The organism is Methylobacterium ajmalii, assembly GCF_036448855.1.
Classification (GTDB): Bacteria; Pseudomonadota; Alphaproteobacteria; order Rhizobiales; family Beijerinckiaceae; genus Methylobacterium; species Methylobacterium ajmalii.
This window is the reverse complement of sequence record NZ_JAZFXT010000024.1, coordinates 36,102-61,087: the sequence shown is the minus strand read 5'-3', so window position 1 is coordinate 61,087 and position 24,986 is coordinate 36,102. Positions and strand designations below refer to the sequence as shown.

The following is a 24,986-nucleotide window of genomic DNA, read 5'->3' as shown; positions in this document are numbered from 1 at the left end:
CCTACTCGGCGGCGATGCCGTAGTAGCCCTCGTCGTCGCGGCGCTCCGCGTCAGCCAGCGCCCGGGCCTCGGCGTCGGGCTCCAGGCTCTCCGGATCGCCTTCGAAGGCGTCGATGTCCCAGCTCCGATCCTCGTCCATGCCGACCTGGGGCTCCTCGCCCGGCTCGGGGCCGGCAACGGCGGCCGGCACTTCGCCCTCGTCCGCCAGGAAGGCCGGAAGCGCCTCCTCCTCCGGTTCCAAGGCGGCGGGCGCCGGCTCGGGCTGGGTGGGTGCCGGATTGCTGCGCTCCAGGCCCGGCGTGCGCAGCGGCTGCGGGAGCCAGCCGGTGCCCTCGACCAGTCGCGTGGCTTCCTCGGCCATTTCGGACCGCTTCAGGTGATCGATAAGTTGCGCGGCCGCCTCGCCCTTGGCCTCGCGCACGGCGGCCAGGATGCGCCCCTTCGTGACGTGCCCGAAGAAGGTTTCCTTGGTCGGCTGCCAGTGCTCGGTCATGTCGAGCCCGACGAGTTCCGCCACCCGGTCCGCATGGGCGATGGCCCCGGCCCGCCCGTCATGGGGCTGCTGCATCGGTTTAGGCTCAGGCCGGCGCACAGGGCGAACAGGTCCGCCCGCGAGTCGGGGTCGAGGCCCAGCAGGGCGTCCCAGAGGCGCACACCCTCCTTGGGCAGGCGCTCCTGCCACTCGCGCCGCCGACGCTCCAGGGCGATGGCTCCCGGCGCCTCGGCCAGGTTCGGGACGTCCCGGCCGGGCTCCGTCGAGCGGAACTGGATTTCCAGGCAGCTCTCCGCCCCGCGACCATGGGCGCTGTAACCGGCCGCGTAGGCGGCCATGCCGCGATAGAACGCGCCGAGCGCGAGCGCGTGGAGCACGGCCAGGAAGGCCGCGTCCGGGTCGTTGCTGAGCGCCTCACGCAGGGCGACCGTGCGCTGGGTGGTCAGCTCTGCGATCAGGCGCGCGCTCAAGGGACGCTCGCCGTCCTCGTCCTCGGGCTCCGCCCCCTGGGGAGTTTGGACGTCAGCGCCGCCCACCGCCGCGCCGCCGACCGTGAAGGTGGCGCGCTGGATGGTCCCGGCGCGCGTCTGCCCGGGCGTGACGTCGGTCCCACCGCCCTCGGCGACGGCGGGCTCGGCCGCTCTCGGCTCGTCCTGCCGGCGCACCCAGCCCCGGTCGATGGCGGGCTTGCCGTCGTAGCCGATGCTCACGAAGGCGCCGGCGTAGGCCATCTGCTCGGCGCTGTAGCGCGCTTGCCTGCCCTCGAAGGTCTCGATCGCCTGCTCGAGTTCGCCGAGCCGCGCATCCACCTCCTCGGGCAACTCCTCGACGTCCTGGTACTCCTGTTCGAGGCGCTCGTACTCCTCCTGCAGGGCGGCGAAGGCGCCCTGGGCGTCCTCGATCACCGCCACCTCGGCCGGCTCTAGCCGGCGCAGGTGGTAGGTGTGGTTGTAGGGGAAGCTCTCGGCCGCCTCGACCCACCGCCAGCCCTCGGCCAGCACCTCGGCCGTGATTGCCTGCAACTTCTCCTGCGCGAGGCGGCTCAGGAGCGGCACATCCTTCATCCAGCCATCACCATCCTGGCTGAACAGGTCGCGCAGCACCTCGCCCCCGGCCGCCTCGTAGGCCTCTACGCCCACAAACAGGGCCCGGCGGTCGCGCCGGATCTCGACGTGCCCTTCGGTGAGCTGGCGGCGGATGGAGTGAGGCTCCTTGTTCCAGCCGTTGCTCGGCGCGGCCCAGACCTGCTCCTGGTGGGCGTGGTCGGGCGAGACCGAGAACGCCATGAGCTGCTCGAGCGTCATCCCGCCCTCGGCGTACACCTCCAGGAGCTTCGGGGAGACTGTCACCAGCCGGAGCCGCTGTTTGACCACCGCGGGCGTGACGAAGAACCGGGCTGCGATCTCCTCCTCGCCGAGCCCGGTGTCGATCAGGGCCTTGAAGGCCCGAAACTGATCGAGCGGGTGCAGGGCCTCGCGCATGGTGTTCTCGGCGAGCGAGTCCTCCTCGGCCGAGATCGGGCTGTCGGCCTCCCGCACGATGCAGGGCACGGCGCCGGTTTTGGCGAACCGCTTGGTTTTCACGAGATGCTGAAGCGCCCGGTAGCGGCGGCCGCCGGCGGGCACCTCGAACATGCCGGTCTCCGCCCCCTCGCCGTCGAGCAGGGGCCGGACGTGGAGGGACTGGATCAGGCCGCGGCGGGCGATGTCCTCAGCGAGGTCCTCGATGCTTTGGCCGTTCTGGATGCGGCGGACGTTCTTCTGGGACAGCACCAGCTTGTTGAAGGGGATGTCGCGCGCGCTGGTGAGCGTGATCTTCGGCAAGGTCGCCATGTCGGCGGGTCTCCGCGACGGGCGGGCGAGAGCCTTTCTCTCACCCCAACACTCGTCACAAAGCTCCTCCCAGCCCTCCTCCTCTCGTCAGGGCACCGGTCGGACCGACGCGCCTGCTCGCGGCCCTCACGCGTCTTGGGCGCCGAGTGGGAAGCGGGACGGCTGGTCAAGCCTGGTGTGCTGCGGCGAGGCGATCACCACCTCGGCGCCGATCATGGACCCGCCGGCGGTGCGACCGATCCACCGCTGCGCCGAGGCGCTGCCAAGCAGATGCCCCGCCATGCTGGCCACCACGCTGGGCGGGAAGCCGCTATCCGCTCCTCAACCCCCGAAGACGACGCAGCGCAGCCTCGCACATCCTGCTCGGATCACGCTCGCCACCCAGCGCAGGCTCGATGACGCTGCGGGCGAGCACTCGGCGCAGTTCCAGCGGCGAGAAGGCGGCCGTGGTGCTCTCATCGACCGCGTTCAGGGCGGTTCGGTAAGCGCTCTCGACCACCCGGAGTTCCGCGGGGCTGAGGCACTGCATCAGGGGCGGAGAAGGCATCGTTGCCATACCTGGGAGAGAGCACCCGCAAGCCACGCGGACATTCACAATTGCTCATGCACCCTGCGAAGCCGCCCGGTCCCGGCACACCGTCCGGCAGCATACGAAACAGGAACGTTCCGGCCCATGCAGCATTACTGGGTCGACCACGCCTCGCGCATAGTGGTGAGGGCCGGGAGGGAGCACGGAGGTACTGCCCCTCCCGGCCCTGGCGTGACGTGAAGGGACCTGTGCGCCACGCCTCACCGCCGGTCTCACGAGCCGTTCGCGAGGCGCGGCGTGAAGTCCGTGTCCGGCCCGACCCGCCGGCAATACGCCGCGACCAAGCGGGCGCAGGCCTCGACGTCGGCGAGGCTCAAGGTCTCGGAGGGCGTGTGCATGTAGCGAAGCGCCACGCCGACCAGCCCGGTGGCGACGCCGGCGCGGCCGACCTGCACGGCGTTCGCGTCCGTGGGCGTGATGCCCGCGAAGACGCTCACCTGATAGGGGATGCCCTCCTCGCGCGCCGCCGAGGTCAGGAGGTCGAAGACGACCGGGTTCACGTTCGCGCCGCGGGCGATCGTCGGCCCGCGCCCGAGTTCGAGTTGCCCGAGCTGGGTTTCGTCGAGCCGCGGCAGATCGGTTGCGTGGTCCATGTCGACGACGAGACCCGTGACCGGCCCGATGGCCTCCGTCGCGGTCTGGGCGCCGCGCGACCCGATCTCCTCCTGGACGGTGGCGACCGCGTACAGGCCCATCTCGGGATGCAGGCCGCCCTCGTCGTGCAGCAGCCGCATCGCCTCCGCGATGATCACGGCGCCGGCCGTGTTGTCGAACCCGCGCGCGGCGGCGCGCTCCCCCATGAGCGGCTGGAACTCCTGCTGGAAGGTGACCGGGTCCCCGAGCCGGACCACCTCCTCGGCCTCTGCCCTCGACCTCGCCCCGATGTCGATCCAGAGCTTCTTGATCTCCGGCCGCTTCGTCTTCTCGTCAGGGCTCAGAAGGTGGAAGGCCCGGCTGCCGACTACGCCGGGCAAGCGCTGCCGCCCATGCACCCAGACCCGCTGCCCGACCGGGGTGACGTCGTCATGCCCGCCGATGCCGCTGAAGTGCAGCAGGCCGTCCTCGCGTATGTGGTGGACCAGGAACCCGATCTCGTCGATGTGCCCGGCCAGCATGATCCTGGCTTCCGCCTCCGGGTTCAGCACCGCGGCGACGTTGCCGGCGACGTCCGTCCTGACCAGGTCGGCGTAGCGCTCCGTGTAGCGGCGGTAGACCTCTGCGGCCGGCTGCTCGAAGCCGCTGGGCGAGGGCGCGTTGGCCAGCGATCTCATGAAGTCCAGCGTCTCAGGGCGCATCGCGCTCACTCCTCCGTTCGTACCGCATCGAGCCGCGGGGAGAGGTGCCGCAACGGGCACGACAACGGACCAGACCTCGACCGGTGCCCTGGTCGACCCGGTTTTTCGCCGAGAACAGCTCGAACTCTCGCCTGCAGGTGCGTGTTGAGCGCGCCCCACAGCGAGGGTGAGCCCAGCCGTCGAGCTAACCCCAGACGCGGCCCTTCGACGGGGCGACCCCCGCCCCGGCCGCCGGCTGGGCGGCGGAGGGCAGGAGCGACGGCCCTCCCGGCGGCGCCTCGGCGGGACCGGCGTTCGCGGGCTCGGTGATCAGGCGCGCGCGCCGGCCGAAGGTCGCGTACTCCCACACCCAGCTGAACGCGACCGCGATCCGGCTGCGGAGCCCGATCAGGAAGTAGACGTGGGCCACGCTCCAGAAGAGCCAGGCCGTGAACCCGGTGAGGGTCAGGCGGTCGAGCTTCACCACCGCCGCCCGCCGCCCGATCGTGGCAAGGTCGCCCTGGTGCCGGTACTGGAACGGACCGGGGAGCGGCCGTCCCCTGGCGCGGGCGGCGATGAGCTCACCGACGTAGCGGCCCATCTGCTTGGCGGCGGGAGCAAGCCCCGGCACCGGCCTGCCGTCCGGCATGGCGGCCGAGGCCGTGTCGCCGATGACGAAGATCTCCGGCCGGCCCGGAAGCGTCAGGTCCGGGGCCACCTTGACCCGACCGGCGCGGTCGCGCTCCGCGCCGAGCCAGTCCGCGGCCGCCGAGGCCGCCACGCCGGCCGCCCACACGATGGCGCCCGCATCGATCCGGCGCTCGCCCACGATCGCGTGGCCCCGGCCGATGGCGGTGACCGGCGTGCCCGTGATCACCTCCACCCCCCGACGCTCCAGGGTGCGCCGGGCATAGGCGCTCAAGGGCTCGGGAAAGGCCGCGAGCAGCCGCGGGCCGGCCTCGACGAGGAGCACGCGCGCCTGGCGCGGATCGATGGTGCGGAAGTCGGGCGGCAGGGCCTCGCGCGCCACGTCGGCGATGGCGCCGGCCATCTCGACCCCGGTGGGACCGCCCCCGACCACGACGAAGGTGGTCAGAGCCTCGCGCTCGGCCGGCTCGGACGCGAGCTCGGCACGCTCGAAGGCGATCAGGATGCGGCGGCGGATCTCGGTCGCATCCTCGATGCGCTTCAGCCCCGGCGCGTGCGGCGCCCACTCCTCATGGCCGAAGTAGGCGTGGGTCGCGCCTGTAGCGACAACAAGCTGATCGTAGGCGAAGTCGCCGCCGGTCGTGTGGACGAGCCGCTGGTCCGCGTCGATCGCGTTCACCTGGGCCATCAGAACGCGCGTGTTCTTCTGGCGCGAGAGGATGCCGCGGATCGGCCAGGCGACGTCGGCCGGGTTCAGCGCGGCGGTGGCCACCTGGTAGAGCAGGGGCTGAAAGCAGTGGTGGTTCTGCCGGTCGATCAGGGTGACCTCGACCGGCGCGCGCCCGAGCGCCTTCGCGGCCTCCAGGCCCGCGAAGCCGCCACCGATGATCACCACGCGCCAGGGCTCGGCCATCACGCTCCATCCCTCCAGGCGGGCCTACCGCCGCCTTCCCGCACGATATCGCCTCCCTGCTCCTGCCTGACCGGCTCGGAGCGTTGTTCGACGATGCCGGTTTCGCCGACTTCCACCCGGCTCTGGGCCAGCCGACCGAGGAGGGGCAAGGACCGGGGTAACCCCGCGGCGCGTAGTCCTGATCAGGTTCCGGTGATCGACCGCGACCCGATCGAGGCCTCACCGCGCCAGGCGCCGCCGAGCGTGCGAAGCCTACAGCAGCGGCGTGCCCCCGGTCACGGCGTGGATGCCGCCCGTCATGTAGCTGCCCTCGTCGGAGGCGAGCAGGACGTAGATGCCCGCCAGCTCCCGGGGCTGACCGGGGCGGCCGAGCGGCGTGTCCTCGCCGAAGCTCTTCACCTTCTCGTCCGGCATGGTGGAGGGGATGAGCGGCGTCCAGATCGGCCCGGGGGCCACCGCGTTCACGCGGATGCCTTTGCCGCCCAGCATCTGGGCCAGGCCCGCGGTGAAGTTCGAGACGGCGCCCTTGGTCGCGGCGTAGGCCAAGAGCATCGGGGCGGGCTTGTCCGACTGGATCGAGGTGGTGTTGATGATGGACGAGCCCGGCCGCATGTGGGGCACGGCGGCCTGGGCGAGGCGGAACATGGCCGTGATGTTGGTGCGGAACGTGTACTCCCACTCCTCGTCCGGAACCTCGTCCAGCGACTGGTACGTGCGCTGGAAGGCGGCGTTGTTCACCAGGATGTCGATGCGGCCGAACTCGGCCACGGCCCGGTCGACGATCGACCGGCACTGGGCGGCCTCGGCGATGTCGCCGGGGACCCGCACGCAGCGTCGCCCCGCCGCCTCGACGTGGCGCGCCGTCTCCCGGGCGTCCGCGTCCTCCGCCTCGCTCAGGTAGCTGATGAGCACGTCCGCGCCCTCGCGGGCGTAGGCGATGGCCACCGCCCTCCCGATGCTGTCCCCGCCCGTGATCACCGCCACGCGCCCGGTGAGCTTGTCGCAGCCCCGGTAGCTCTCCTCGCCATGGTCGGCACGCGGCGTCATCTCCGCCTCGGTGCCGGGGGGCTCGATATGCTCCTGGTCAGGCTGGCTCATGCCGGTTCTCCTTGGCTCTCATGGCGCTGCGCGCCGGCGGGTGTCGCGGGGCTGTCCCGGACCGGAGCGCGCCCGAGCGCCTTCATGCCCTCAAGGCCCGAAGGAGCACCGCCGCTGGTCACCAAGCGCCATGGCTCGGCCGTGGGAACTCCGTCCCGACAGGCCCAACAGCCGCCCCCGCCATGGGTTCCCCCGCCGGCGCTGGCCCAGATGGGCCGGCACCTCCGCAGGCCGCTCCACCCAGGCGCGAGCAGCGGACCCCGGCTGGCCGCGACAGATCGGAACCTGAGGCGGCCATCGCGCCTTGCGCAGCGGCCCGCCCCTTTGCCTTAAGCCACCTCATGTCCAGCATCAGTGCCGTAAATCTCGTCGTCCTCGCCACCGCCCTCGTCGCGGTCGGGTCGATGCTCTCCAGCCTCCTCGCCGCGCGGCTCGGAGCGCCCGTTCTCATCGCCTTCCTGGCCGTCGGCATGCTGATCGGGCGGGAGGGCCCGGGCGGCTTCACCTTTGCGAACTACCACTCCGCCTACCTGATCGGGTCGCTCGCGCTCGCGGTCATCCTGTTCGACGGCGGGCTTCGCACCAGGGCGGACGCGGTGCGCGCGTGTCTCAAGCCGGGCCTGATGCTGGCGACCCTCGGGGTGCTCCTCACCGCGCTGATCGTGGGCGTCGCGGCGCGCTTCGCCCTCGACCTCACCTGGCCCGGCGCATTGCTGCTCGGCGCGACCATCGCCTCCACCGACGCCGCGGCCGTGTTCTTCCTGCTGCGCGCCCATGGCCTCAAGGTCGAGCACCGCATCGAGGCCACGCTCGAGGTGGAGTCGGCCGCCAACGACCCGCTGGCCGTGTTCCTAACCGTCACGCTTGTCGAGCTGGCGGCCCATCCGGGCACGCCGCCCGGGGCGTCGGTGCTCCTCCACCTCGCGCAGGAGGCGGTCCTCGGCACGGCGCTGGGCCTCGCGGGCGGGTTCGCAGCCTCGTGGGCGCTGAACCGCGTCCGGCTCCCGTCGGGTCTCAACCCGCTCTTCGCGCTCTCCTGCGGGCTCCTCGTGTTCGGCGCCACGTCGGTGGCCGGCGGCAGCGGGTTCCTGGCCGTCTATCTCGCCGGCGTCGTCGTCGGGAACCGCCCGATCCCGGGCGCCGCGCGCGTGCTGAACGTGCATGAGGCGATGACGTGGCTCGCGCAGATGGGGATGCTGGTGGTGCTGGGCGTTCTCGTCACGCCCTCGCGGCTCGTCGCGCAGGCAGGGCCGGCACTGGTGGTCGCCTTCGCCCTGATCCTCGTCGCCCGGCCCCTCTCCGTGTTCGCCTGCCTGGCGCCGTTCGGCTTCAGCCGTGCCGAGCGGGTCTTCGTGTCGGCCATGGGCCTACGCGGGGCGGTAGGCATCTTCCTGGCCTCGATCCCGGTGCTGGCGGGCGTGCCTGACGCCGAGCTCTACTTCAACGTGGCGTTCTTCGTGGTGCTGACGTCGCTGGTGCTGCAAGGCTGGACGGCGGGGCCGATCGCGCGCCGGCTCGGGCTCGCCGCCCCGGGCCATGTGGAGCCGCGCCGGGTCGACCTCGGAGCGCCGATCAGGGTCGAGGAGGAACTGGTCGGCTTCCCCGTGCGGCTTGGCGCCCCGATCCTCGGCGGCGCACCATTGCCGCCGGGGGTGCGCCTCGCCTTCGTCGTGCGCGACAACCGGATCAGGTTCGCCCACGAGATGCGCCGGAGCGAGGACGCGCTCGCGCCGGGCGACCACGCCTACGTGGTCGCCCGGCCCTCGGCCCTTCCCGCGCTCGATCGCTTGTTCGTGCCAAGCTCCTCGGAGCCCGGCGCCATGTCGCGGGACGGGCGGGACGTCCACTCCTCGGCGGAGGTCGAGCGCTTTCGCTCCGTCCTGGGCCGGCGCATCTTTCGGCGCCGATGAACAGGGCTCCCGCGCACGATGCCGCTGGGGCGACGTCGCGATCTCAGATCGTGATCACCTCCAGAGCGTTGGCTTCCGGGTACACCGCGACCTCGGCCACCAGGTCGAGGTTGCTGATGGACCGCGCCTGCTGCCTGAGCAGCTCCTGCAGGAGGCGGGCGTCGTCGTGCAGCTCGAGCACGCGCGCAAAGTCGACGCAGGTGTGATAGGCGGCCAGCTCGTAGTACTCGGTGCGACGCGCCGACGAGATCAGTCCGGCATCACGCAGGTAGGGGTCGCGCACCAGCCCTATCGCGCGCTCCGCCTCGCGCAGGATGGCCTGCATCGTCTGGTCCACATGCTCGGTGGCGTCGAGGCGCCAAACCGCGATGAGGTGGTCGAGCCGCTTCAGTTGCCCGCGCGTCTCCTCCAGATGCGTCTCGAACAGCTCCCGCAAGGGGCGGTGCTTGGCGACGGCCGCCATCTTCGGCAACATGCCGACGAGCATAGCCTCGATGCTACGCAACTCCTGCAGCTCGGCGTGGTAGATGTCGCGCAGGTCGTCCATCAGCATGGCCGGCTCCGTGGGGCTGATCGGCGCTGCCAACGTCGCGGCGCGGCAGGAGTTTCCTGTCAGGGGTGAACCCGCACCCGGGCTCGGCCCCGGTCGATCCTGCCGGCCGACTCGGAAGAGCATCAGCTGCCCCCCGGCTCCCCCAGGATGGCCCATGCCTGACCCGGCCCGCTACGCCCTCCACCGCCCCGAGATCCGGGAGGCGCTCGATCGCGGCGAGGCGGCCATCCTCAACCTGATGGGACCGACACCCCAAGTCTTCAGCGCCGGCCAGACCGTGATCGGCATGGAGGAGGAGCACGAGACCGTTCATCGCCTGCGCACAGGCTGGCTCGCCCGCACCCGCCGCCTGCCGGACGGGCGCAACCAGATCATCGCGGTGTTCCTGCCGGGCGACCTGTTCGGCATCAAAACCATGTTCATGGTCCGCCAGCCGGACGCCGTGGAGGCGATCACCGACGCGACCATCGACCGCGTGGAGCAGGAGCGGCTGCGCGCCATGATGGCGCACGACTTCGACGTGACCTTGCGCGTGATCTGGCAGGTGATCGAGGACGAGCGCCGGCTCCACGCCTGGGTCGTGGGGTTGGGCAACGGCAACGCCGAGGAGCGCGTGGCGCAAATGCTGCTCGAGTTCCGCGGCCGCCTGGCGCGCTCGGGTCACATCGCGCCCGACGCCGCCGAGTATCGGCTCCCCATGAAGCACCACCACATCGCCGACCTCCTCGGCATCACCGACGTCCATGTCAGCCGCGTGCTGAAGCACCTGCGGGAGGCCGAGGTCGCCTGCCTCGAGCGCGGCACGGCCCGCCTCCTCGATCTGCGGGCGCTGGAGCGCCTGGCCCGCCCCGTTCAGGACGTGTTCGAGCGTGCCAGCCCAGAGTTCGGCGGAGGGGAAAGGGAGGCGACGTGAGCGAGGGCGGCGCACGCCACGAGCGGCTCGACGGCACCGAAACCCTGCACCACGCCGAGGGCCGGGCCGCGCTCGCGCTCGTGGAGTGCCTGCTGATGACCCTGCTCGACACGCGCGTGCTGACGCGCGAGCAGCTCGTCGAGGCGGTCGAGAGCGCGGTCGAGGCCAACCGGCAGTCCGCGGACGACGACCATCACCAGGCGGTGTCGCAGGCCGCGGCGGGGCTGCTTCGCAGCATCGGAGGAAGCATGGCGGTGGTCGTCCGCAAGCCCTGACGCAACCGTCCCGCCGGGCGAGACCTGGATTGGCGCCAGCACCGGCCGGCACTTGATCCAGGTTAAGAGGCGCCGCACTTTTCCGACCAGACCTCCTGATTTCCCATGAACCGTTCGGGATCCTCGCGCATTCATGTAGCGGCAGCGGCGCGCAATGGCCGGGAGGGTACGATGGCGAACGGCATCTGTGATGTCTGCGGGGTGCGGCCTGCCACCGTGCGGGCCCAGGTGGTCTCGGATGGCCAGCGCCAGAACATGGAGCTGTGTGACGTCGATTACCGCCGCCTCGCGCGCCAACAGGGCCGCTCCAGCTCGCCGCTCGAGTCACTGTTCGGTGGCCGCGGCGGCAGCCTGTTCGACGACTTCTTCGGCGGCGACTTCTTCGGCTCCGGCCCCGGCTTGAGCGGCGACGAGCGTGCCGGCGCGGGCCGCGACCCCAGTGATGACCGAGACCGTACCGGGGGAGAGGGAGACGGCGGCGGCCGCGCCATTCCGGTCCGCTCCGGACGGGGGTCCGCGCGGGGCCGCGGCGCCCAAGCGGGCGTGGCGGATCGCCTGTCCAAGCACGCCGAAGAAATCCTGCAAGGGGCGGCCCGCGAGGCGGCGGAGGCCGGACGACGCGAGGTCGATACCGAGCACCTGCTGCTGGCGCTCACCGAGAGCGACGTGGTCCGCACCATCCTGGACCAGTTCAAGGTGTCGCTCGACGATCTGCGCCGTCAGGTCGAGCAGGAGACCCCGCGCGGGGACGCCGCGCCCGAGGAGGGCGGGGAGATCGGCGTGTCGCCGCGGGTGAAGGACGCGCTCGCGCGCGCCTTTCGGGCCTCGGCCGAGTTCGGCCACTCCTACGTCGGCCCCGAGCACCTGCTGATCGGGCTGGCCGAGGAGGGCGAGGGCTTAGGCAGCGACGTGCTGCGCCGCTACGGGCTCACCCCCCAGGCCATCCGCCAGCAGGTCACCAAGGTGGTCGGCCGCGGGGCCGAGGAGGGCCGGGTCGAGGCGCCCACCAACACGCCCAACCTCGACAAGTACGCCCGCGATCTCACCAAGCTGGCGCGGGAGGGCAAGCTCGATCCGGTGATCGGCCGCGCCAAGGAGATCGAGACCACCATCGAGGTGCTGGCCCGGCGCAAGAAGAACAACCCCGTCCTCATCGGCGAGCCTGGGGTCGGCAAGACCGCCATCGTCGAGGGCTTGGCTCAGCGCATGGTGGCCGGCGAGGTGCCGGAGGCGTTGCGCGACAAGCGTCTGGTCGAGCTCTCCATCAACTCCATGGTGGCCGGTTCCAAATACCGCGGCGAGTTCGAGGAGCGCGTGCAGCAGATCCTCAAGGAGGTCACCGAGGCGCAGGACAGCCTCGTCCTGTTCATCGACGAGATCCACACCATCGTCGGCGCCGGCCAGGGCGGGGGCGAGGGCGGACTCGACATCGCCAACGTGTTCAAGCCGGCGCTGGCCCGCGGCGAGCTGAACCTCATCGGCGCCACCACGTTGAACGAGTACCAGAAACACATCGAGAAGGACGCCGCACTCGAGCGCCGCTTCCAGCCGGTCTTCGTGCCCGAGCCGACGGTGGCGCAGACCATCATGATCCTGCGCGGGCTTCGCGACACGATGGAGGCGCACCATAAGGTCACCATCACGGACGAGGCGGTCATCGCCGCGGCCGAGCTGTCAGACCGCTACATCACCGGCCGCTTCCTGCCCGACAAGGCCATCGACCTCGTGGATCAGGCCGCGGCGCGGGTGAAGATCTCCGCCACCGCCCGACCCGTGGACGTGCAGGAGCTCGAAGCGGAGGTGCGCCAGCTCAAGCGCGAGCAGGACTACGCGGCGTCCCGCAAGCAGTTCGACCGCGCCCAGGACATCCAGGCCCAGCACGACGCCCGCAACAAGGAATTGCAGGACGCCACCGAGCGCTGGAGGCGCGAGCGCGGCTCGGCCTCGGCCGAGGTCAAGACCGAGCACATCGCGCAGGTGGTGTCCAAGCTCACCGGCGTGCCGGTGCAGGAACTCACCACCGAGGAGAAGCAGCGCCTTGTTCACATGGAGGAGCGCCTCCACCAGCGCGTGATCGGCCAGGACGAGGCGGTGCGCGCGGTCTCGGATGCGGTGCGGCTTGCCCGCGCGGGCCTGCGGGAGGGGCGCCGGCCGGTAGCCACGTTCCTGTTCCTCGGGCCGACCGGCGTGGGCAAGACGGAGCTCGCCAAGGCGCTCGCCGAGACCGTGTTCGGCGACGAGGACGCCATGGTCCGCCTCGACATGTCGGAGTACATGGAGCGCCACGCGGTGGCCCGCCTGATCGGGGCTCCCCCGGGCTACGTCGGCTACGAGGAGGGCGGCCAGCTCACCGAGCGCGTGCGGCGCCGGCCTTACAGCGTGATCCTGCTCGACGAGATCGAGAAGGCGCATCCGGACGTCTACAACGTCCTGCTCCAGGTGTTCGACGACGGGCGGCTCACCGACGGCAAGGGGCGGGTGGTGGACTTCACCAACACCGTCCTGATCGCCACGTCCAACCTCGGCTCGGACATTATCCAGCGCAACCTCAACCTCCGCGGCACCGCGGAGGACAACCAGGCGAAGCTGAAGCGCGAGCTGATGGACGTGCTGCGCGGGCACTTCCGGCCCGAGTTCATCAACCGCATCGACGAGATCATCGTTTTCCACGCGCTGGCCCGCTCCGAGATCCGGTCAATCGTGGAGCTGCAGCTCGAGCGCGTGCGCCGCACGGCCCATGGCCAGGGCGTCGATCTCGTGGTCGATCCCTCGCTCCTGGACCACCTGGCCGCGGCGGGCTTCCGGCCCGAGTTCGGCGCACGCGAGCTGCGCCGGCTGATCCGCTCGGAGCTGGAGACGCAGCTTGCCCGCGCCATGCTGGCCGGCGAAGTCCACGAGGGCGACCGGGTGCTCGCCCGCTGGGACGGCTCCCAGCAGAAGGTCGTGCTCGAGCCCCAGGCGAAGCCCGACGGCGAAGCCAAGCCGGCCGAGGGTGGGGCAGCCGGCGACCACCGGAATGCGGTGGAGGTGGAGCGGGACGCCCAGCGTGGCGGCGCCGACGAGGCCGGCCAAGCGGCGGCCGAGTAGGGGCGCGGTCAAGCCAGCCCTGAAGGAGGAACGCCATGTCCGCCAGACCTGAGCCGGACCGGGACGAGGAGAAGTCGGCGAACCCCGCCGAGCTCGATCCGGTCGAGGAGGCGAGCCTGGAGTCGTTCCCGGCCAGCGACCCCCCGGCCTGGACCGGCGTGGCCGCCGACAGGGTGGCCGAGGTTGGCCCTGACCTTACGACACCCGAGCGCAACGAGGGCGGAGCGCCCAAGACTCCGTCCACCCCGACTGGCTGAGAGACACCCTCGCCCAGAACTTGTTCGGCCACCCCCGAGGCGCGGTGGCCGAACCCGACCCGCAAGCGCCTAGGAGAAGCACGATGGCGCGCAATCCCCTTACCCCCTACCGCTCCGGCGGCAGCCTGCTCGGCGGCGATCCGTTCCTCTCGCTCCACCGCGAGATGAACCGCCTGTTCGACGACGTCCTGCGCGGCACGGCTCTCACCAGTGGCGGCCAGGGCGGCGCGGCCCTGATCGCGCCGCAGCTCAACGTCTCGGAGACCGACAGCGACATCCGCATCACGGCCGAGCTGCCGGGCGTCACCGAGAACGACGTCCATATCGATCTCAACGACGACGTGCTGGTGATCCGGGGCGAGAAGAAGGTGGAGCGCAAGGAGGAGAAGGAGCGCTTCCACTTCGTCGAGCGCTCTTATGGCACGTTCCAGCGCGCGCTCCAGCTCCCCTTCCCGGTCGATCCCGAGCAGGTGCAGGCGAACTTCGAGAATGGCGTCCTCACCGTCACCCTGCCGAAGACCGCCCAGCAGCAGCGTTCGCGCCGCATCCAGGTGCAGGCTGGTGGCGGGGGCCAAAGTGGCGGCCAGGGTGGGGCACAGTCGAGTCAGGGCAGCGCGGGCGGCACCGGGAGCGAGGCTGCCCAGACGGCGCAGGGGACCGGGTCCTCGGGTTCCGGGCAGGGCGCTGGCGGCCAAGGCGGCGAGGCCTCCCAGGGCGGGTCGTCGAGCGCCGGTTCGGGCACCACGGGCGCTTAAGCCTCGGGTCGAGCCGGACACCTCCGGAGCCACCGCCAGACGTCTGACCAGGAGTTCTCCATGAGCACAGGCAGCCCCTCCGCACCGTCCAACCCCGGCGGGACCTCATCCCGGGTGCGCGTCTTCCCGGCCGGGCCTGACGGGGGTGGCCTGGAGGCCATGGCATCGGTGCTGGCCCAGAACTGGTGGGCGGTGGCACTGCGCGGGGTGTGCGGCATCCTGTTCGGGATCATCGCCATCGTCTCGCCGGTGGCGACCGTGCTGACCTTGGCGCTCCTGTTCGCCGGCTATCTCATCGCCGACGGCGTGTTCGGCATCATCGCCGCGGTGCGGGCGGCGCAGGCCCACGAGCGCTGGGGTCTCCTGCTGGCTGAAGCCGTGCTCAACATCCTCATGGGTGTGATCGCGGCCTTCTTCCCGGGCGGGGCGGTGCTGGCCTTCGTGCTCATCACGGCGGCCTGGGCCCTGCTCACCGGCGGGCTCATGCTGGGCGCGGCCTTCAAGCTTGCCCAGTCGCACGGTCGGTGGTGGCTGGCCCTCAGCGGCGTCGTTTCCCTGCTCTGGGGCGTTCTGCTCGTCGTCTCGCCCCTGATCGGCGCCGTGGTGCTGACCTGGTGGCTCGGCGGCTACGCGCTGGCCTTCGGCGCCCTGCTCCTCATCCTCGCCTTCCGCCTGCGGCGGGAGCGCGACCGCCCGGCCGGCGGCGCGCTGGCGCAGGGCGCCTGACGCGGCGCTCCCGCCCTCTCCCCCATCCAGAACGCCCGATCCGGGCGACGACCACAGGAGATCACCCAATGTCCAAACGCACCCTCATCGCAGCTTGCGCGCTCGCCGCCCTGACCGGCTACGCGGTTGCCCAAGGCACGTCCGGCGGAGCCGGCTCGGGCGGTTCGACCACTGGCGGCTCGGGAACCGGCGCGGCGGGCAGCGGAACGGCGTCCGGCTCCGGCAACCAGGGCGGCACGTCGGCGCAGACCGTCCCGGGCTGGGGCGGCACCCAGGGCCAAGGCAGCCAGGGCGGACAGGCCGGCACCGGCCAAGCCACAACCCAACCGGGTCAGGGCGGCGCTCCCGCCGTCCAGGGCGCGGCAGGGAACGCGACGCAGGGCACCCAGGCCGGACCGGGCGGGCTCATCACCATCAACCCGCGCGCGGTGCTGATCACCTACTACACCGCTCAGCCCGCCGACACGCTCGCCTCGAAGCTGATGCGGACGACCGTGTACAACAACGACGGTCAGAAGCTCGGCCAGGTCGAGGACCTGCTCATCAGCCAGGGCCAGACCATCTCCGGCGTGGTGATCGGGATCGGTGGTTTCCTGGGGCTCGGCGAGCGCTACATCTCGCTGCCCCCGAGCTCGATCGTCCTCACGCCGGACGGCGACCGCTCCTACCGCGCGGTCATCAACACCAGCCGCGAGGACCTCAACAAGGCGCCCGAGTTCAAGTTCGAGGGCGCACAGAGCCGCTGAGCATCGCGCGGTATAGGGGCAGGCGCCGCATGCGCCTGTCCCCGAAGGCGCGACCGGTGGCAGGTCGACGAGGTTCGGCCCAGCCGAATGAGCCATCATCACTTCCCGAAGCGGCCTCCGCCGCGGGCCTGCTCGCGACCAAGCAGGCGATGGTCCCTGAACCCCACGAATAAGGAGGAGACCGCCATGACGCGGGAGACCCAGCAGCAGCACACCTTGACTGCCCTGGTCGATACCCGCGCCGAAGCCGCGCGGGCCGTCGAGCAGTTGGTGGAGGCCGGAATCACCCGGGCCGAGATCCAAATTATTCCCGGTGAGGGGGCGGCGTCCTACACCAGGCCCACGGGCCAAAGCTCGTATGACCGGGAACGAGACCAGGGCGGGTTCTGGGCCTCGCTCAAGCACCTGTTCCTACCCAGCCAGGACCGCTACGCCTATGCCGAGGGCATGAGCCGGGGCGGCGTGGTCCTGAGCGTGCGCGTTGACCCGGACGAGTTGGAGCGCGCCTCCGCCATCCTGGAGCGGAACGGCTCGGTGGATATGGAGCAACGCGAGGCCGCGTGGCGGCGGGAGGGCTGGGCGGGCTATCAGGCCGGCGGCTCGGCAGATGCCACCCCGGCCACCACGGGGGCGCGAGGCGAGCAGGTGATCCCCGTGGTCGAGGAGCAGCTGCGGGTCGGCAAGCGCCAGGTGATCAAGGGCCGGGTGCGCGTGCGCGCCTACGTGGTCGAGGTGCCAGTCACCGCCGAGGTGCAGTTGCGTGAGGAGCACGTGCGCGTGGAGCGCCACCCGGTCGGGCGCACGCTCACCCCCGAGGAGGAGGCCCGGCTCCTGCGCGAGCGCACCATCGAGGCCGAGGAGCGGGTCGAGGTGCCCGTGGTCGAGAAGGTGCCGGTGGTCAAGGAGGAGATCGTCATCCACCGTGAGGCCGGCGAGCGCGTCGAGGTGGTCCAGGACACGGTCCGGCGCACCGAGGTCGAGGTCGAGGACGAGCGAGGCACAAGCAGCGGCGCCGGGTCCGCGCGGTAGCCATGGACATGGATCATCGCGCACAGCCCACCCCCGGGGTGACCCCGGAGGCGGGCTCCCGATCGGGAGGGCGGCACGGCGCCGCCCTTTCCAATGCCTTCCAGGAGACGCGCGAGGCCTGGCCGGGCCTGTCCGCCTACGAGCGCTTCGAGCAGGTGGTCTCCATCCTGCTCACCATGCTCATCAGCGCGGTGATCGTGGCGGCGCTGGTCAACCTGACCTTCCGCGTGGCGAGCATGGTGCTGTTCGGCATGCTCGACCCGGCCGAGCATGGGGTGTTCCAGTCGATCTTCGGCATGATCTTCGTGGTGCTGATCGCGCTGGAGTTCAACCACTCGATCCTGAGCGTGCTGCACCGGCACCAGAGCATCATCCAGGTGCGGACCGTGGTGCTGATCGCGCTGCTGGCGCTCGCCCGCAAGTTCATCATCCTGGACGCCACCAATACGGACCCGATGACCATCCTCGGCCTCGCCGCTGCCGTACTCGCGCTTGGCGCGGTGTATTGGCTGGTCCGCGACCAGGATCGCAAGGAGGCGCACTCGCAGGGCTGAGTTTTGGAGCGGGCAGCGACCGCGCTTCGGTGGGTAAGCCGTGCCTAGGGCATGATGCGCCGCGCCAACCGCTGCGGCCAGCCCTGGCCGCCGAGCGCTGCGAGGTCGCGCGACGTTCCCCCCGTCCAGGCGCCGAACGGCAGGACCGCTTCCGGGCGGGCCGGCACGATGAGTTCGGCCAGACGGGCTACCCGCTCCTGCGTGGTCGGATGCGTGCGCAGCCAGTGCAGCCAGCGCCAGCCGCGGCTGGCGAAACGCTCCCAGTCGTCGCCCTGCATGGTCTGAAGGCGCCGGAGCGCGTTCGCGAGCGCCACCGGGTCGCCCGTCAACTCGACGGCTCCCGCGTCGGCCAGGAACTCACGGCGTCGAGACAGGGAGAGCTGCAGAATGTGGATCGGCGTTGAAAGCGGGACCCCAATCAAAATCGAAGTAGCGCATTGATGTTGCTAGCAAAATCGACGGTAGAGCGGGGTCCCGGTCGGCGCCGATTGGGACCCCATCACCTTCTTGTTTATGTGAGCGATCTCAACGCGTTAATGCAATTTCGGCTGGGGTCCCGCTTCGATGCCGATCCGCAGCCAGCACGCGGTAGTCGGGGTCGAGTGCCGCAACCAGGGCGTCGGTCGTCTCGAACACGTCGGCCCAGAGCTTGCGCTGCGCGAGCGCTTCCTCCACCCGGCGTTCGAGCGTCGCGTTCATCTCGCGCAGCCGCTCCTCCGCGGCCTTGCGGTCGTGGATGTCCTCGACCACGCCGTACCAGCGGACGATGTCGCCGCCCTCGTTCCGGCGCGGCCGCGCACGGGCGCGCATCCAGCGGTACTCCCCGGTGGTCGCGACGCGGATGCGGTAATCGACGTCCACCGGTTCGCCCGAACTCAGCGAGGCCGCGAAGGCCGTCATCGTCCCCGGCAGGTCATCGGGGTGCAGCGCCTTGGCCCAGCCCGCCCCGTCCGGTTCGCCCGCGGCTTGCCCGGTGAGTTCGAGCCAGCGGTTCGAGTACGAGGTGATGTTGCCGTGCGGGTCGCAGGTCCAGGGCACCTGCGGGTTGAGCTCGACCGTGTGCCGGAAGTGGTCCTCGCTCTCGCGCAAGGCGGCCTCGCCGAGCACGCGGTCCGTGGTCTCGGCAGTGACGCAGAACAGGCCGCCGATGGCGCCGGCATCGTCGAGGACCGGCGAGTAGGTGAAGGACCACCAACTCCGCTCGGGTTCTCCCTCGCGCGAGAGGTCGAGCATGACGTCCGTCATCTTCCGGCTCTCGCCGGCCATCGTGGCGTCGACCAGCGGCTCGATCTGGTCCCAGATGCTCGCCCAGACCTCGCGGAAGGGCCGGCCGAGCGCGGTGGGCAGGCGGTAGCCGAGGATCGGCCGGTAGGCGTCGTTGTAGAAGCAGAGCAGGTCCGGCCCCCAGGCGAGGAACATCGCGGTGGGACACGACAGCATCAGCGAGAGGGTGGAGCGCAGGGCCGTCGGCCAGGTTTCCGGGGGTCCGAGGGGTGTCGCCGACCAGTCGCGGGCGCGGATCTCCGCGCCGGTCACCCCCCCGGGCGGCAGGAACGCGAACGCGTCAGGCATGTCGCCCGCAACCCTTCGCCGCGTCGCTCGTGGTCCTCCGACGGCCCCGGCCGGCCTGGGATGTCGCGCAACGGGAAGTCCTGCTTGGCATGGCGGTCGCGTCACCTGTCGCTTCGGCGTGGCGGGGTGCCCTGGCCCGCCACGCTCGGTCGGTCCGGGCCCTACATAGTGCGGGTTCACGCGCACGACCGCTCCCCTGGATGGCTGCGTCGTCGCGGCTGCCTGGATGGCGAACGGCCGGCGAGCACGATATCGGCGGCACGCGGGCACCAAAGCGTGTCCGTTGCCGTTGTGAAGATGCCCTAGGGCCGAGCGTGGGCCCTGCTTCCCGGTGAGCCATGACGGACCAGCCTGCCCCGCCGCCTCCATCCGCCCGACCCGAGCGGACCTCGCCGGCCTTGTGGACCGCGTTCCTGGGCGTCGCCCTCGTCGGTCTGGTCGCCTTGCCGAAGCGGCGCGGAGGTTCTCTGCCGACCGCATCGGGCGGCCCCGGAAAGGATGATCGGAAGCTCGGCGCCGAGGATGCGCCCGTCTCGCACGAGGGCGCCGCGGCCGAGCGCCTGGCCGAGGCAGAACCGGAACGCGGGCGCAAGGCGGACACTCCCTCAGAGATCCCCGCCAAGGGCTGGAAGGACATCGCGCTCCGCCTCTACCAGGAGTTTTCCAACGACCGCATCCTGCTGGTCGCGGCGGGAGTGACCTTCTACGCCATCCTGGCCCTGTTCCCGGCTATCGCGGCGCTCGTCTCCATCTACGGCGCGGTCGCCGACCCGAGCACCATCAACCATCACCTGAACGACCTGCGCGGCATCCTGCCGGACGGAGCCATCGACATCGTCGGCGGGCAGGTGAAGCGGCTGGTCGACAAGGGCGACAAGGCGCTGGGCCTCACCGCGGTGATCAGCATCCTGATCTCGCTCTGGAGCGCGAACGGCGGGATGAAGGCGGTCTTCGACGCGCTCAACATCGCCTACGAGGAGGAGGAGAAGCGCTCGTTCGTGATGCTCAACCTGCAGTCGCTGGCATTCACCGTCGGGGCGCTGCTGTTCGTGGTGCTGGCCCTCACCGGCATCGTGGTCGTGCCGGCCACGCTGCAGGTGCTCGGGCTTGACCAGAAGGCCTGGTACATCGCCCTACTCCGGTTCCCTGCCCTGCTCGTCCTCGTCATCGCCAGCCTGGCGGTGCTGTACCGTTTCGGTCCGAGCCGCCGGAAGCCCCGGTGGCGCTGGGTGACATGGGGCAGCGCCGTGGCCGGCACCCTGTGGCTGGTCGCGTCGGGGCTGTTCTCCTGGTACGTGGCGAACTTCGGTAGCTACAACGAGACCTACGGCTCGCTGGGTGCCGCCATCGGCTTCATGACTTGGATCTGGCTGTCCACGACGGTGGTGCTGCTCGGGGCCGAGCTCAACGCCGAGATGGAACACCAGACCGCGCGCGACACCACGGTGGGTGGCGACAAGCCTCTCGGCGCCCGTCAGGCCCGCATGGCCGACACCGTGGCAGCATCCTCCTGACCGCCGGCGACATGCGCGACCGCCTGCGCACCGGTCCGGCAGACGCCGGTTGCCTAACAACTTGGGTCGGCCTACGCCTCGCCTCATATGACGGTCAAGCGGCACCCACCCTCGTCGGGCGCTCGCCTTCTCCTCGAACACTCCGCGTAATCCTGTCTTGAACGCCTCCTCTCCGCTCATGCCCAGCGAGCCGACCCCGGCCTTCTGCCGGGCGATCTTCGACAGCGCCGTCGACTTCGCCATCATCACCACCGACCACGAAGGGTGTGTCACCGCCTGGAACCCGGGCGCCGAACGCATCCTGGGCTGGCCGGCCGAGGAGATGGTCGGGCAGCCGGCGGCGACCTTCTTCACCCCCGAGGACCGTGCCGCCGGGCGGCCCGAGACGGAGATGCGCTGTGCCTCCGAAGTGGGGCGCGCGGCGGACGAGCGCTGGCACCTGCGCAAGGACGGATCACGGTTCTGGGCCAGCGGCGAGATGATGCTCCTGCGCTCGCCTGACGGCGCCGAGATGGGCTTCCTCAAGATCCTGCGCGACCGTACTGACGCTACGGCAACGGAGGGGGAGACCCGCCGCGTACGCGACGAGCTCCAGGTCGTCACCGACGCCCTGCCTGTGCTGATCTCGTTCATCGACCGGGATCACGTCTACCGGTTCGTGAACCGGTACTACGAGGCCTGGTTCGGGCGGCCCGCGAGCGAGATCCTTGACCGGCCGGTGCGCGAGATCGTCGGCGAGGACGTCTACCAGGCCCGGCTTCCCCTCATCTCGCGGGCGCTCGCCGGCGAGGACGTCACCTTCGACGCGCTGATGCCGTACCGGGACGGCATCCCCCGGCAATCGGAGATCCGCTACATCCCTCGCCGGACCGCGAGCGGTGTCGTCGACGGCATCTTCGTCATGGTCACCGACATCGCCGAGCGCCACCGCGCCAGAGCCGACCTGCAGGAGGCGGAGGACCGGCTCAGGCTGGCCCTGGATGGGGCCGGGACCGGCATCTACGACTACGACCTCGTCACCGGCGCGCTCACTTGGGATGCGCGCACCCGCGCCCTGTTCGGCCTGTCGGCCGACGACCCGGTCTCCTACGAAGGGGCCTTCCTGACGGGCGTTCACCCGGACGACCGGGAGCGGGCAGACCGCGCGGTCCAGGCCGCCATCGGCTCGCGCGAGGGCTTCGAGCTGGAATACCGCGTCGTCGGGCGGCACGACGGCGTCGAGCGCGTGCTGGCCGCGCGCGGCAACACCGTCTACCGGGACGACCAGCCCGTACGCTTCGTCGGCACGGTCCGCGACATCACCGAAGCCCGGGCCGCCGAGGCGCGAGCGCGCCGGCTCGCGGCCCTCGTCGAGCAATCGAGCGACTTCATCGGCCTCGCGGACCTCTACGGGAAGGTCGAGTTCGTGAACGAGGCGGGGCGCAGGCTCGTTGGCCTCGCGAGCCTGGAGGAAGCCCGCCGCTACGACGTGGCTGACTACTTCGAGCCCGGCGACAGGACCAGGGTACTGGATGAGGCGCTCCCGGCCGCGCGCGAGAGCGGCTTCTGGGAAGGCGACCTCGCGTTCCGCGACTTCTCGACCGGCGCCGCCGTCCCGGTTCACTACACCATCTTCCCGGTCCGCGACGTGGAGGGTGCGGTCACCGGCTATGGTACCGTCACCCGCGACCTCACGGAACGACGCAGGCTGGAATCCTTCCGGGACGCCTTGATCGCCATCGGCGACCGCCTTCAGGAATGCCGCGACACCGCCGAGATGGCGGCCGCCGGCGCCGAGATCATGGCCCGCACGCTAGGTCTCGACCGGGCCGGGTACGGCACGGTCGACGAGGCGCTGGAGCACGTCGATATCGAGCGGGACTGGACGGCCCCGGGCGTGTCGAGCGTCGCCGGGCGCCACCGCTTCGCCGATTACGGCGAGGTCCGCGCCGGCCTGGCGGAAGGCCGTGAAGTCGTGATCCGGGACGTCACCGTCGACCCGCGCACGGCAGGTGACCCCGGGGCTCTCCTCGCGGTCGGCGCGCGGGCGCTGATCAACGTGCCGGTGATGGAGCACGGGCGCGTCGTGGCGCTCTTCTTCCTGCACGACCGGCAGTCACGCGACTGGCGCACCGACAAGCTTGCCTTCGTGCGCGACGTCGCCGAGCGCACCCGCGCCGCCATCGAGCGCTTCCGCGCCGAGGCGAGCCGACGCGAGAGCGAGGAGCAGTTCCGGGTCTTCGCGCAGGCCATGCCGAACCACGTCTGGGCCGCCGACGGGGACGGCGAGCTCTACTGGTTCAACGAGCAGGTCTACGCCTATTGCGGCGTCGAACCGGGCGAACTCGACGGGACGGCTTGGGCCGCCATCGTCCATCCCGACGACGTCGAGGCCGCCGGGCGCGCTTGGGCGGATGCTCTCGCGACCGGCAACCCCTATGAGACGGAGTTCCGCATCCGCAGGGGCGACGGGATCTACCGGTGGTTCCTGGTGCGCGCCGAGCCGATACACGGGGCCGGCGGCGCGGTGGTCCGGTGGATCGGCACGAACACCGACATCGAGGACCGCAAGCGCGCCACGGCCCAGCTGGAGTGCCTCAACGCGACCTTGGAGCAGCAGGTCGAGGAGCGCACGCGCGACCGCGACCGCATGTGGCGCCTCTCGACCGACGTGATGCTGGTGGCCCGCTTCGACGCCACCATCGTGGCGGTCAACCCGGCTTGGTCCGCCCTGTTCGGCTGGAGCGAGGCCGAACTCGTCGGCCGCTCCTTCATGGACCTCGTTCACCCGGAGGACGCTGCTTCGACCGCCGCGGCCGCCGGGGACCTTTCCGCCGGCTCGGTTATCCCCCGTTTCGAGAACCGCTATCGCCACAAGGACGGCTCCTACCGGTGGCTGTCCTGGACGGCGGTGCCGGACGCGGACTTCATCCACGCGGTCGGTCGCGACGTCACGGCCGAGAAGGAGTCGGCGCATGCGCTCGCGCGGACCGAGGAGGCTCTGCGGCAATCGCAGAAGATGGAGGCGGTGGGCCAGCTCACCGGCGGCCTCGCACATGACTTCAACAACCTGCTCACCGGCATTTCCGGCAGCCTGGAACTCCTGCAGACCCGGATGAGCCAGGGCCGGCTGACGGACCTCGACCGCTACATCAACGCAGCCCAGGGCGCCTCGAAGCGAGCGGCCGCCCTCACCCACCGCCTGCTCGCCTTCTCGCGTCGCCAGACCCTCGACCCGAAGCCCACCGACGTGAACGCCCTCATCAACGGCATGGAGGAGTTGATCCGCCGGACGGTGGGCCCGGCCATCCACATCGAGGTGGTCGGCGCGGCCGGTCTCTGGCCGGCGCTGGTCGACCCGCCGCAGCTTGAGAACGCGCTGCTCAACCTCTGCATCAACGCGCGGGACGCCATGCCGGACGGCGGGCGCATCACCATCGAGACCGCCAACAAGTGGCTCGACGACCGCGCCGCGCGCGAGCGCGATCTACCGCAGGGGCAGTACCTGTCCTTGTGCGTGACCGATACAGGAACCGGCATGACGCCGGACGTCATCGCGCGCGCCTTCGACCCGTTCTTCACCACGAAGCCGACCGGTCAGGGCACCGGTCTCGGCCTGTCGATGATCTACGGCTTCGCGCGGCAATCGGGCGGGCAGGTGCGCATCTACTCTGAGGTCGGTCAAGGCACCACCATGTGCATCTACCTCCCGCGCCACTACGGCGACGCGGAGGGCGCCGAAAGCATGCCGGACCTCGCCTCGGCTCCGCGTGCCGAGCAGGGCGAGACGGTACTCATCGTGGACGACGAGCCGAGCATCCGCATGCTGGTGACGGAGGTTCTGGAAGACCTGGGCTACACCGCCATCGAGGCCGCCGACGCGGTCGCCGGGCTGAGGGTCCTGCAATCGGACGTGCGCATCGACCTGCTCGTCACCGATGTCGGCCTGCCGGGCGGCATGAACGGGCGGCAGATGGCCGACGCCGGCCGCGTGAGCCGACCGGACTTGAAGGTCCTGTTCATCACCGGCTACGCCGAGAACGCCGCTGTCGGGAACGGCCACCTGGAGCCGGGCATGGCGGTGCTGACCAAGCCTTTCGTGATGGAGGCTCTCGCCTCGCGCATCAAGGAACTCATTTCGGCACCATGACCGACAACATCGTGCAAGCCCCCACCTTCAGGCGTGACAACCGCGCCCGCTAAGGCGGGCAATGCGCCATGACGAGGCCGTCGGCCAAGCTTCCGCCGGATACAAGGGAACTGTATGAG

The 24,986-nt window shown here is 70.8% G+C and carries 19 protein-coding genes and 1 pseudogene; 12 read left to right on the top strand and 8 right to left on the bottom strand.

Features of this window, described 5'->3' with window-relative positions; genetic code table 11:
* Position 1: 1 nt before the first annotated feature.
* The 5 genes from V3T34_RS10625 to V3T34_RS10605 form a co-directional block, all read right to left on the bottom strand.
* Positions 2–568, bottom strand: coding sequence for a hypothetical protein (locus V3T34_RS10625; RefSeq protein WP_305076742.1), 567 nt, complete (start codon positions 566–568; stop codon positions 2–4).
* Positions 490–2,325, bottom strand: coding sequence for a ParB/RepB/Spo0J family partition protein (locus V3T34_RS10620; protein WP_305076743.1), 1,836 nt, complete (start codon positions 2,323–2,325; stop codon positions 490–492). Before V3T34_RS10620 ends, V3T34_RS10625 begins: the two co-directional genes overlap by 79 nt.
* 801 nt (positions 2,326–3,126) lie before the next feature.
* Complete coding sequence (locus V3T34_RS10615) at positions 3,127–4,209, bottom strand: M20/M25/M40 family metallo-hydrolase (RefSeq protein ID WP_305076744.1); 1,083 nt, start codon at positions 4,207–4,209, stop codon at positions 3,127–3,129.
* 184 nt (positions 4,210–4,393) lie between these two features.
* Positions 4,394–5,749, bottom strand: coding sequence for an NAD(P)/FAD-dependent oxidoreductase (locus V3T34_RS10610; protein ID WP_305076745.1), 1,356 nt, complete (start codon positions 5,747–5,749; stop codon positions 4,394–4,396).
* A gap of 252 nt (positions 5,750–6,001) precedes the next feature.
* On the bottom strand, positions 6,002–6,847 hold the full coding sequence (locus V3T34_RS10605; RefSeq protein WP_305076746.1) for an SDR family oxidoreductase: 846 nt from the start codon (positions 6,845–6,847) through the stop codon (positions 6,002–6,004).
* Between the two features lie 341 nt (positions 6,848–7,188).
* On the opposite strand from V3T34_RS10605, the gene V3T34_RS10600 reads away from it, so the two are divergent.
* Positions 7,189–8,757, top strand: coding sequence for a potassium/proton antiporter (locus V3T34_RS10600; RefSeq protein ID WP_305076747.1), 1,569 nt, complete (start codon positions 7,189–7,191; stop codon positions 8,755–8,757).
* 43 nt (positions 8,758–8,800) lie between these two features.
* On the opposite strand, the gene V3T34_RS10595 is transcribed toward V3T34_RS10600, so the two are convergent.
* Positions 8,801–9,310, bottom strand: coding sequence for a YciE/YciF ferroxidase family protein (locus V3T34_RS10595; protein WP_305076748.1), 510 nt, complete (start codon positions 9,308–9,310; stop codon positions 8,801–8,803).
* Positions 9,311–9,464: 154 nt separating this feature from the next.
* Here V3T34_RS10595 and V3T34_RS10590 point away from each other — a divergent pair, with 154 nt between their 5' ends.
* From V3T34_RS10590 to V3T34_RS10550, 9 genes are all read left to right on the top strand, one after another.
* On the top strand, positions 9,465–10,223 hold the full coding sequence (locus V3T34_RS10590) for a Crp/Fnr family transcriptional regulator (protein WP_305076749.1): 759 nt from the start codon (positions 9,465–9,467) through the stop codon (positions 10,221–10,223).
* A complete protein-coding gene (locus V3T34_RS10585; protein ID WP_305076750.1) occupies positions 10,220–10,498 on the top strand; it encodes a hypothetical protein in 279 nt (92 codons plus the stop codon). The genes V3T34_RS10590 and V3T34_RS10585 overlap by 4 nt, the downstream gene beginning before the upstream one ends.
* Before the next feature lie 171 nt (positions 10,499–10,669).
* Complete coding sequence (locus tag V3T34_RS10580; RefSeq protein ID WP_305076751.1) at positions 10,670–13,585, top strand: ATP-dependent Clp protease ATP-binding subunit; 2,916 nt, start codon at positions 10,670–10,672, stop codon at positions 13,583–13,585.
* A 35-nt stretch (positions 13,586–13,620) separates the two neighbouring features.
* Complete coding sequence (locus tag V3T34_RS10575; protein WP_305076752.1) at positions 13,621–13,842, top strand: hypothetical protein; 222 nt, start codon at positions 13,621–13,623, stop codon at positions 13,840–13,842.
* A gap of 83 nt (positions 13,843–13,925) precedes the next feature.
* The gene (locus tag V3T34_RS10570) at positions 13,926–14,597 is read left to right on the top strand and encodes an Hsp20/alpha crystallin family protein (protein ID WP_305076753.1); all 672 of its coding nucleotides are present in this window, start codon (positions 13,926–13,928) and stop codon (positions 14,595–14,597) included.
* 60 nt (positions 14,598–14,657) lie between these two features.
* Complete coding sequence (locus tag V3T34_RS10565) at positions 14,658–15,323, top strand: HdeD family acid-resistance protein (protein ID WP_407942689.1); 666 nt, start codon at positions 14,658–14,660, stop codon at positions 15,321–15,323.
* Positions 15,324–15,391: 68 nt separating this feature from the next.
* A complete protein-coding gene (locus V3T34_RS10560) occupies positions 15,392–16,069 on the top strand; it encodes a PRC-barrel domain-containing protein (protein WP_305076754.1) in 678 nt (225 codons plus the stop codon).
* A gap of 186 nt (positions 16,070–16,255) precedes the next feature.
* Complete coding sequence (locus V3T34_RS10555) at positions 16,256–17,098, top strand: DUF2382 domain-containing protein (RefSeq protein WP_305076756.1); 843 nt, start codon at positions 16,256–16,258, stop codon at positions 17,096–17,098.
* 2 nt (positions 17,099–17,100) lie between these two features.
* The gene (locus V3T34_RS10550) at positions 17,101–17,652 is read left to right on the top strand and encodes a phosphate-starvation-inducible PsiE family protein (protein WP_331369158.1); all 552 of its coding nucleotides are present in this window, start codon (positions 17,101–17,103) and stop codon (positions 17,650–17,652) included.
* Positions 17,653–17,696: 44 nt separating this feature from the next.
* On the opposite strand, the gene V3T34_RS10545 is transcribed toward V3T34_RS10550, so the two are convergent.
* Both V3T34_RS10545 and V3T34_RS10540 read right to left on the bottom strand, forming a co-directional pair.
* Positions 17,697–18,074: a M48 family metalloprotease gene (locus V3T34_RS10545; RefSeq protein ID WP_305076758.1), complete on the bottom strand. Its 378-nt coding sequence runs from the start codon at positions 18,072–18,074 to the stop codon at positions 17,697–17,699.
* Positions 18,075–18,219: 145 nt separating this feature from the next.
* Positions 18,220–19,224, bottom strand: a pseudogene (locus V3T34_RS10540) (PAS domain-containing protein); the annotation flags it as partial.
* Between the two features lie 338 nt (positions 19,225–19,562).
* Here V3T34_RS10540 and V3T34_RS10535 point away from each other — a divergent pair.
* Together V3T34_RS10535 and V3T34_RS10530 are read left to right on the top strand one after the other, a co-directional pair.
* On the top strand, positions 19,563–20,738 hold the full coding sequence (locus tag V3T34_RS10535) for a YihY/virulence factor BrkB family protein (protein WP_305076759.1): 1,176 nt from the start codon (positions 19,563–19,565) through the stop codon (positions 20,736–20,738).
* Between the two features lie 178 nt (positions 20,739–20,916).
* Entirely contained in the window at positions 20,917–24,867 is a 3,951-nt protein-coding gene (locus V3T34_RS10530) for a PAS domain S-box protein (RefSeq protein WP_331369157.1), read from the top strand.
* Positions 24,868–24,986: the final 119 nt, after the last annotated feature.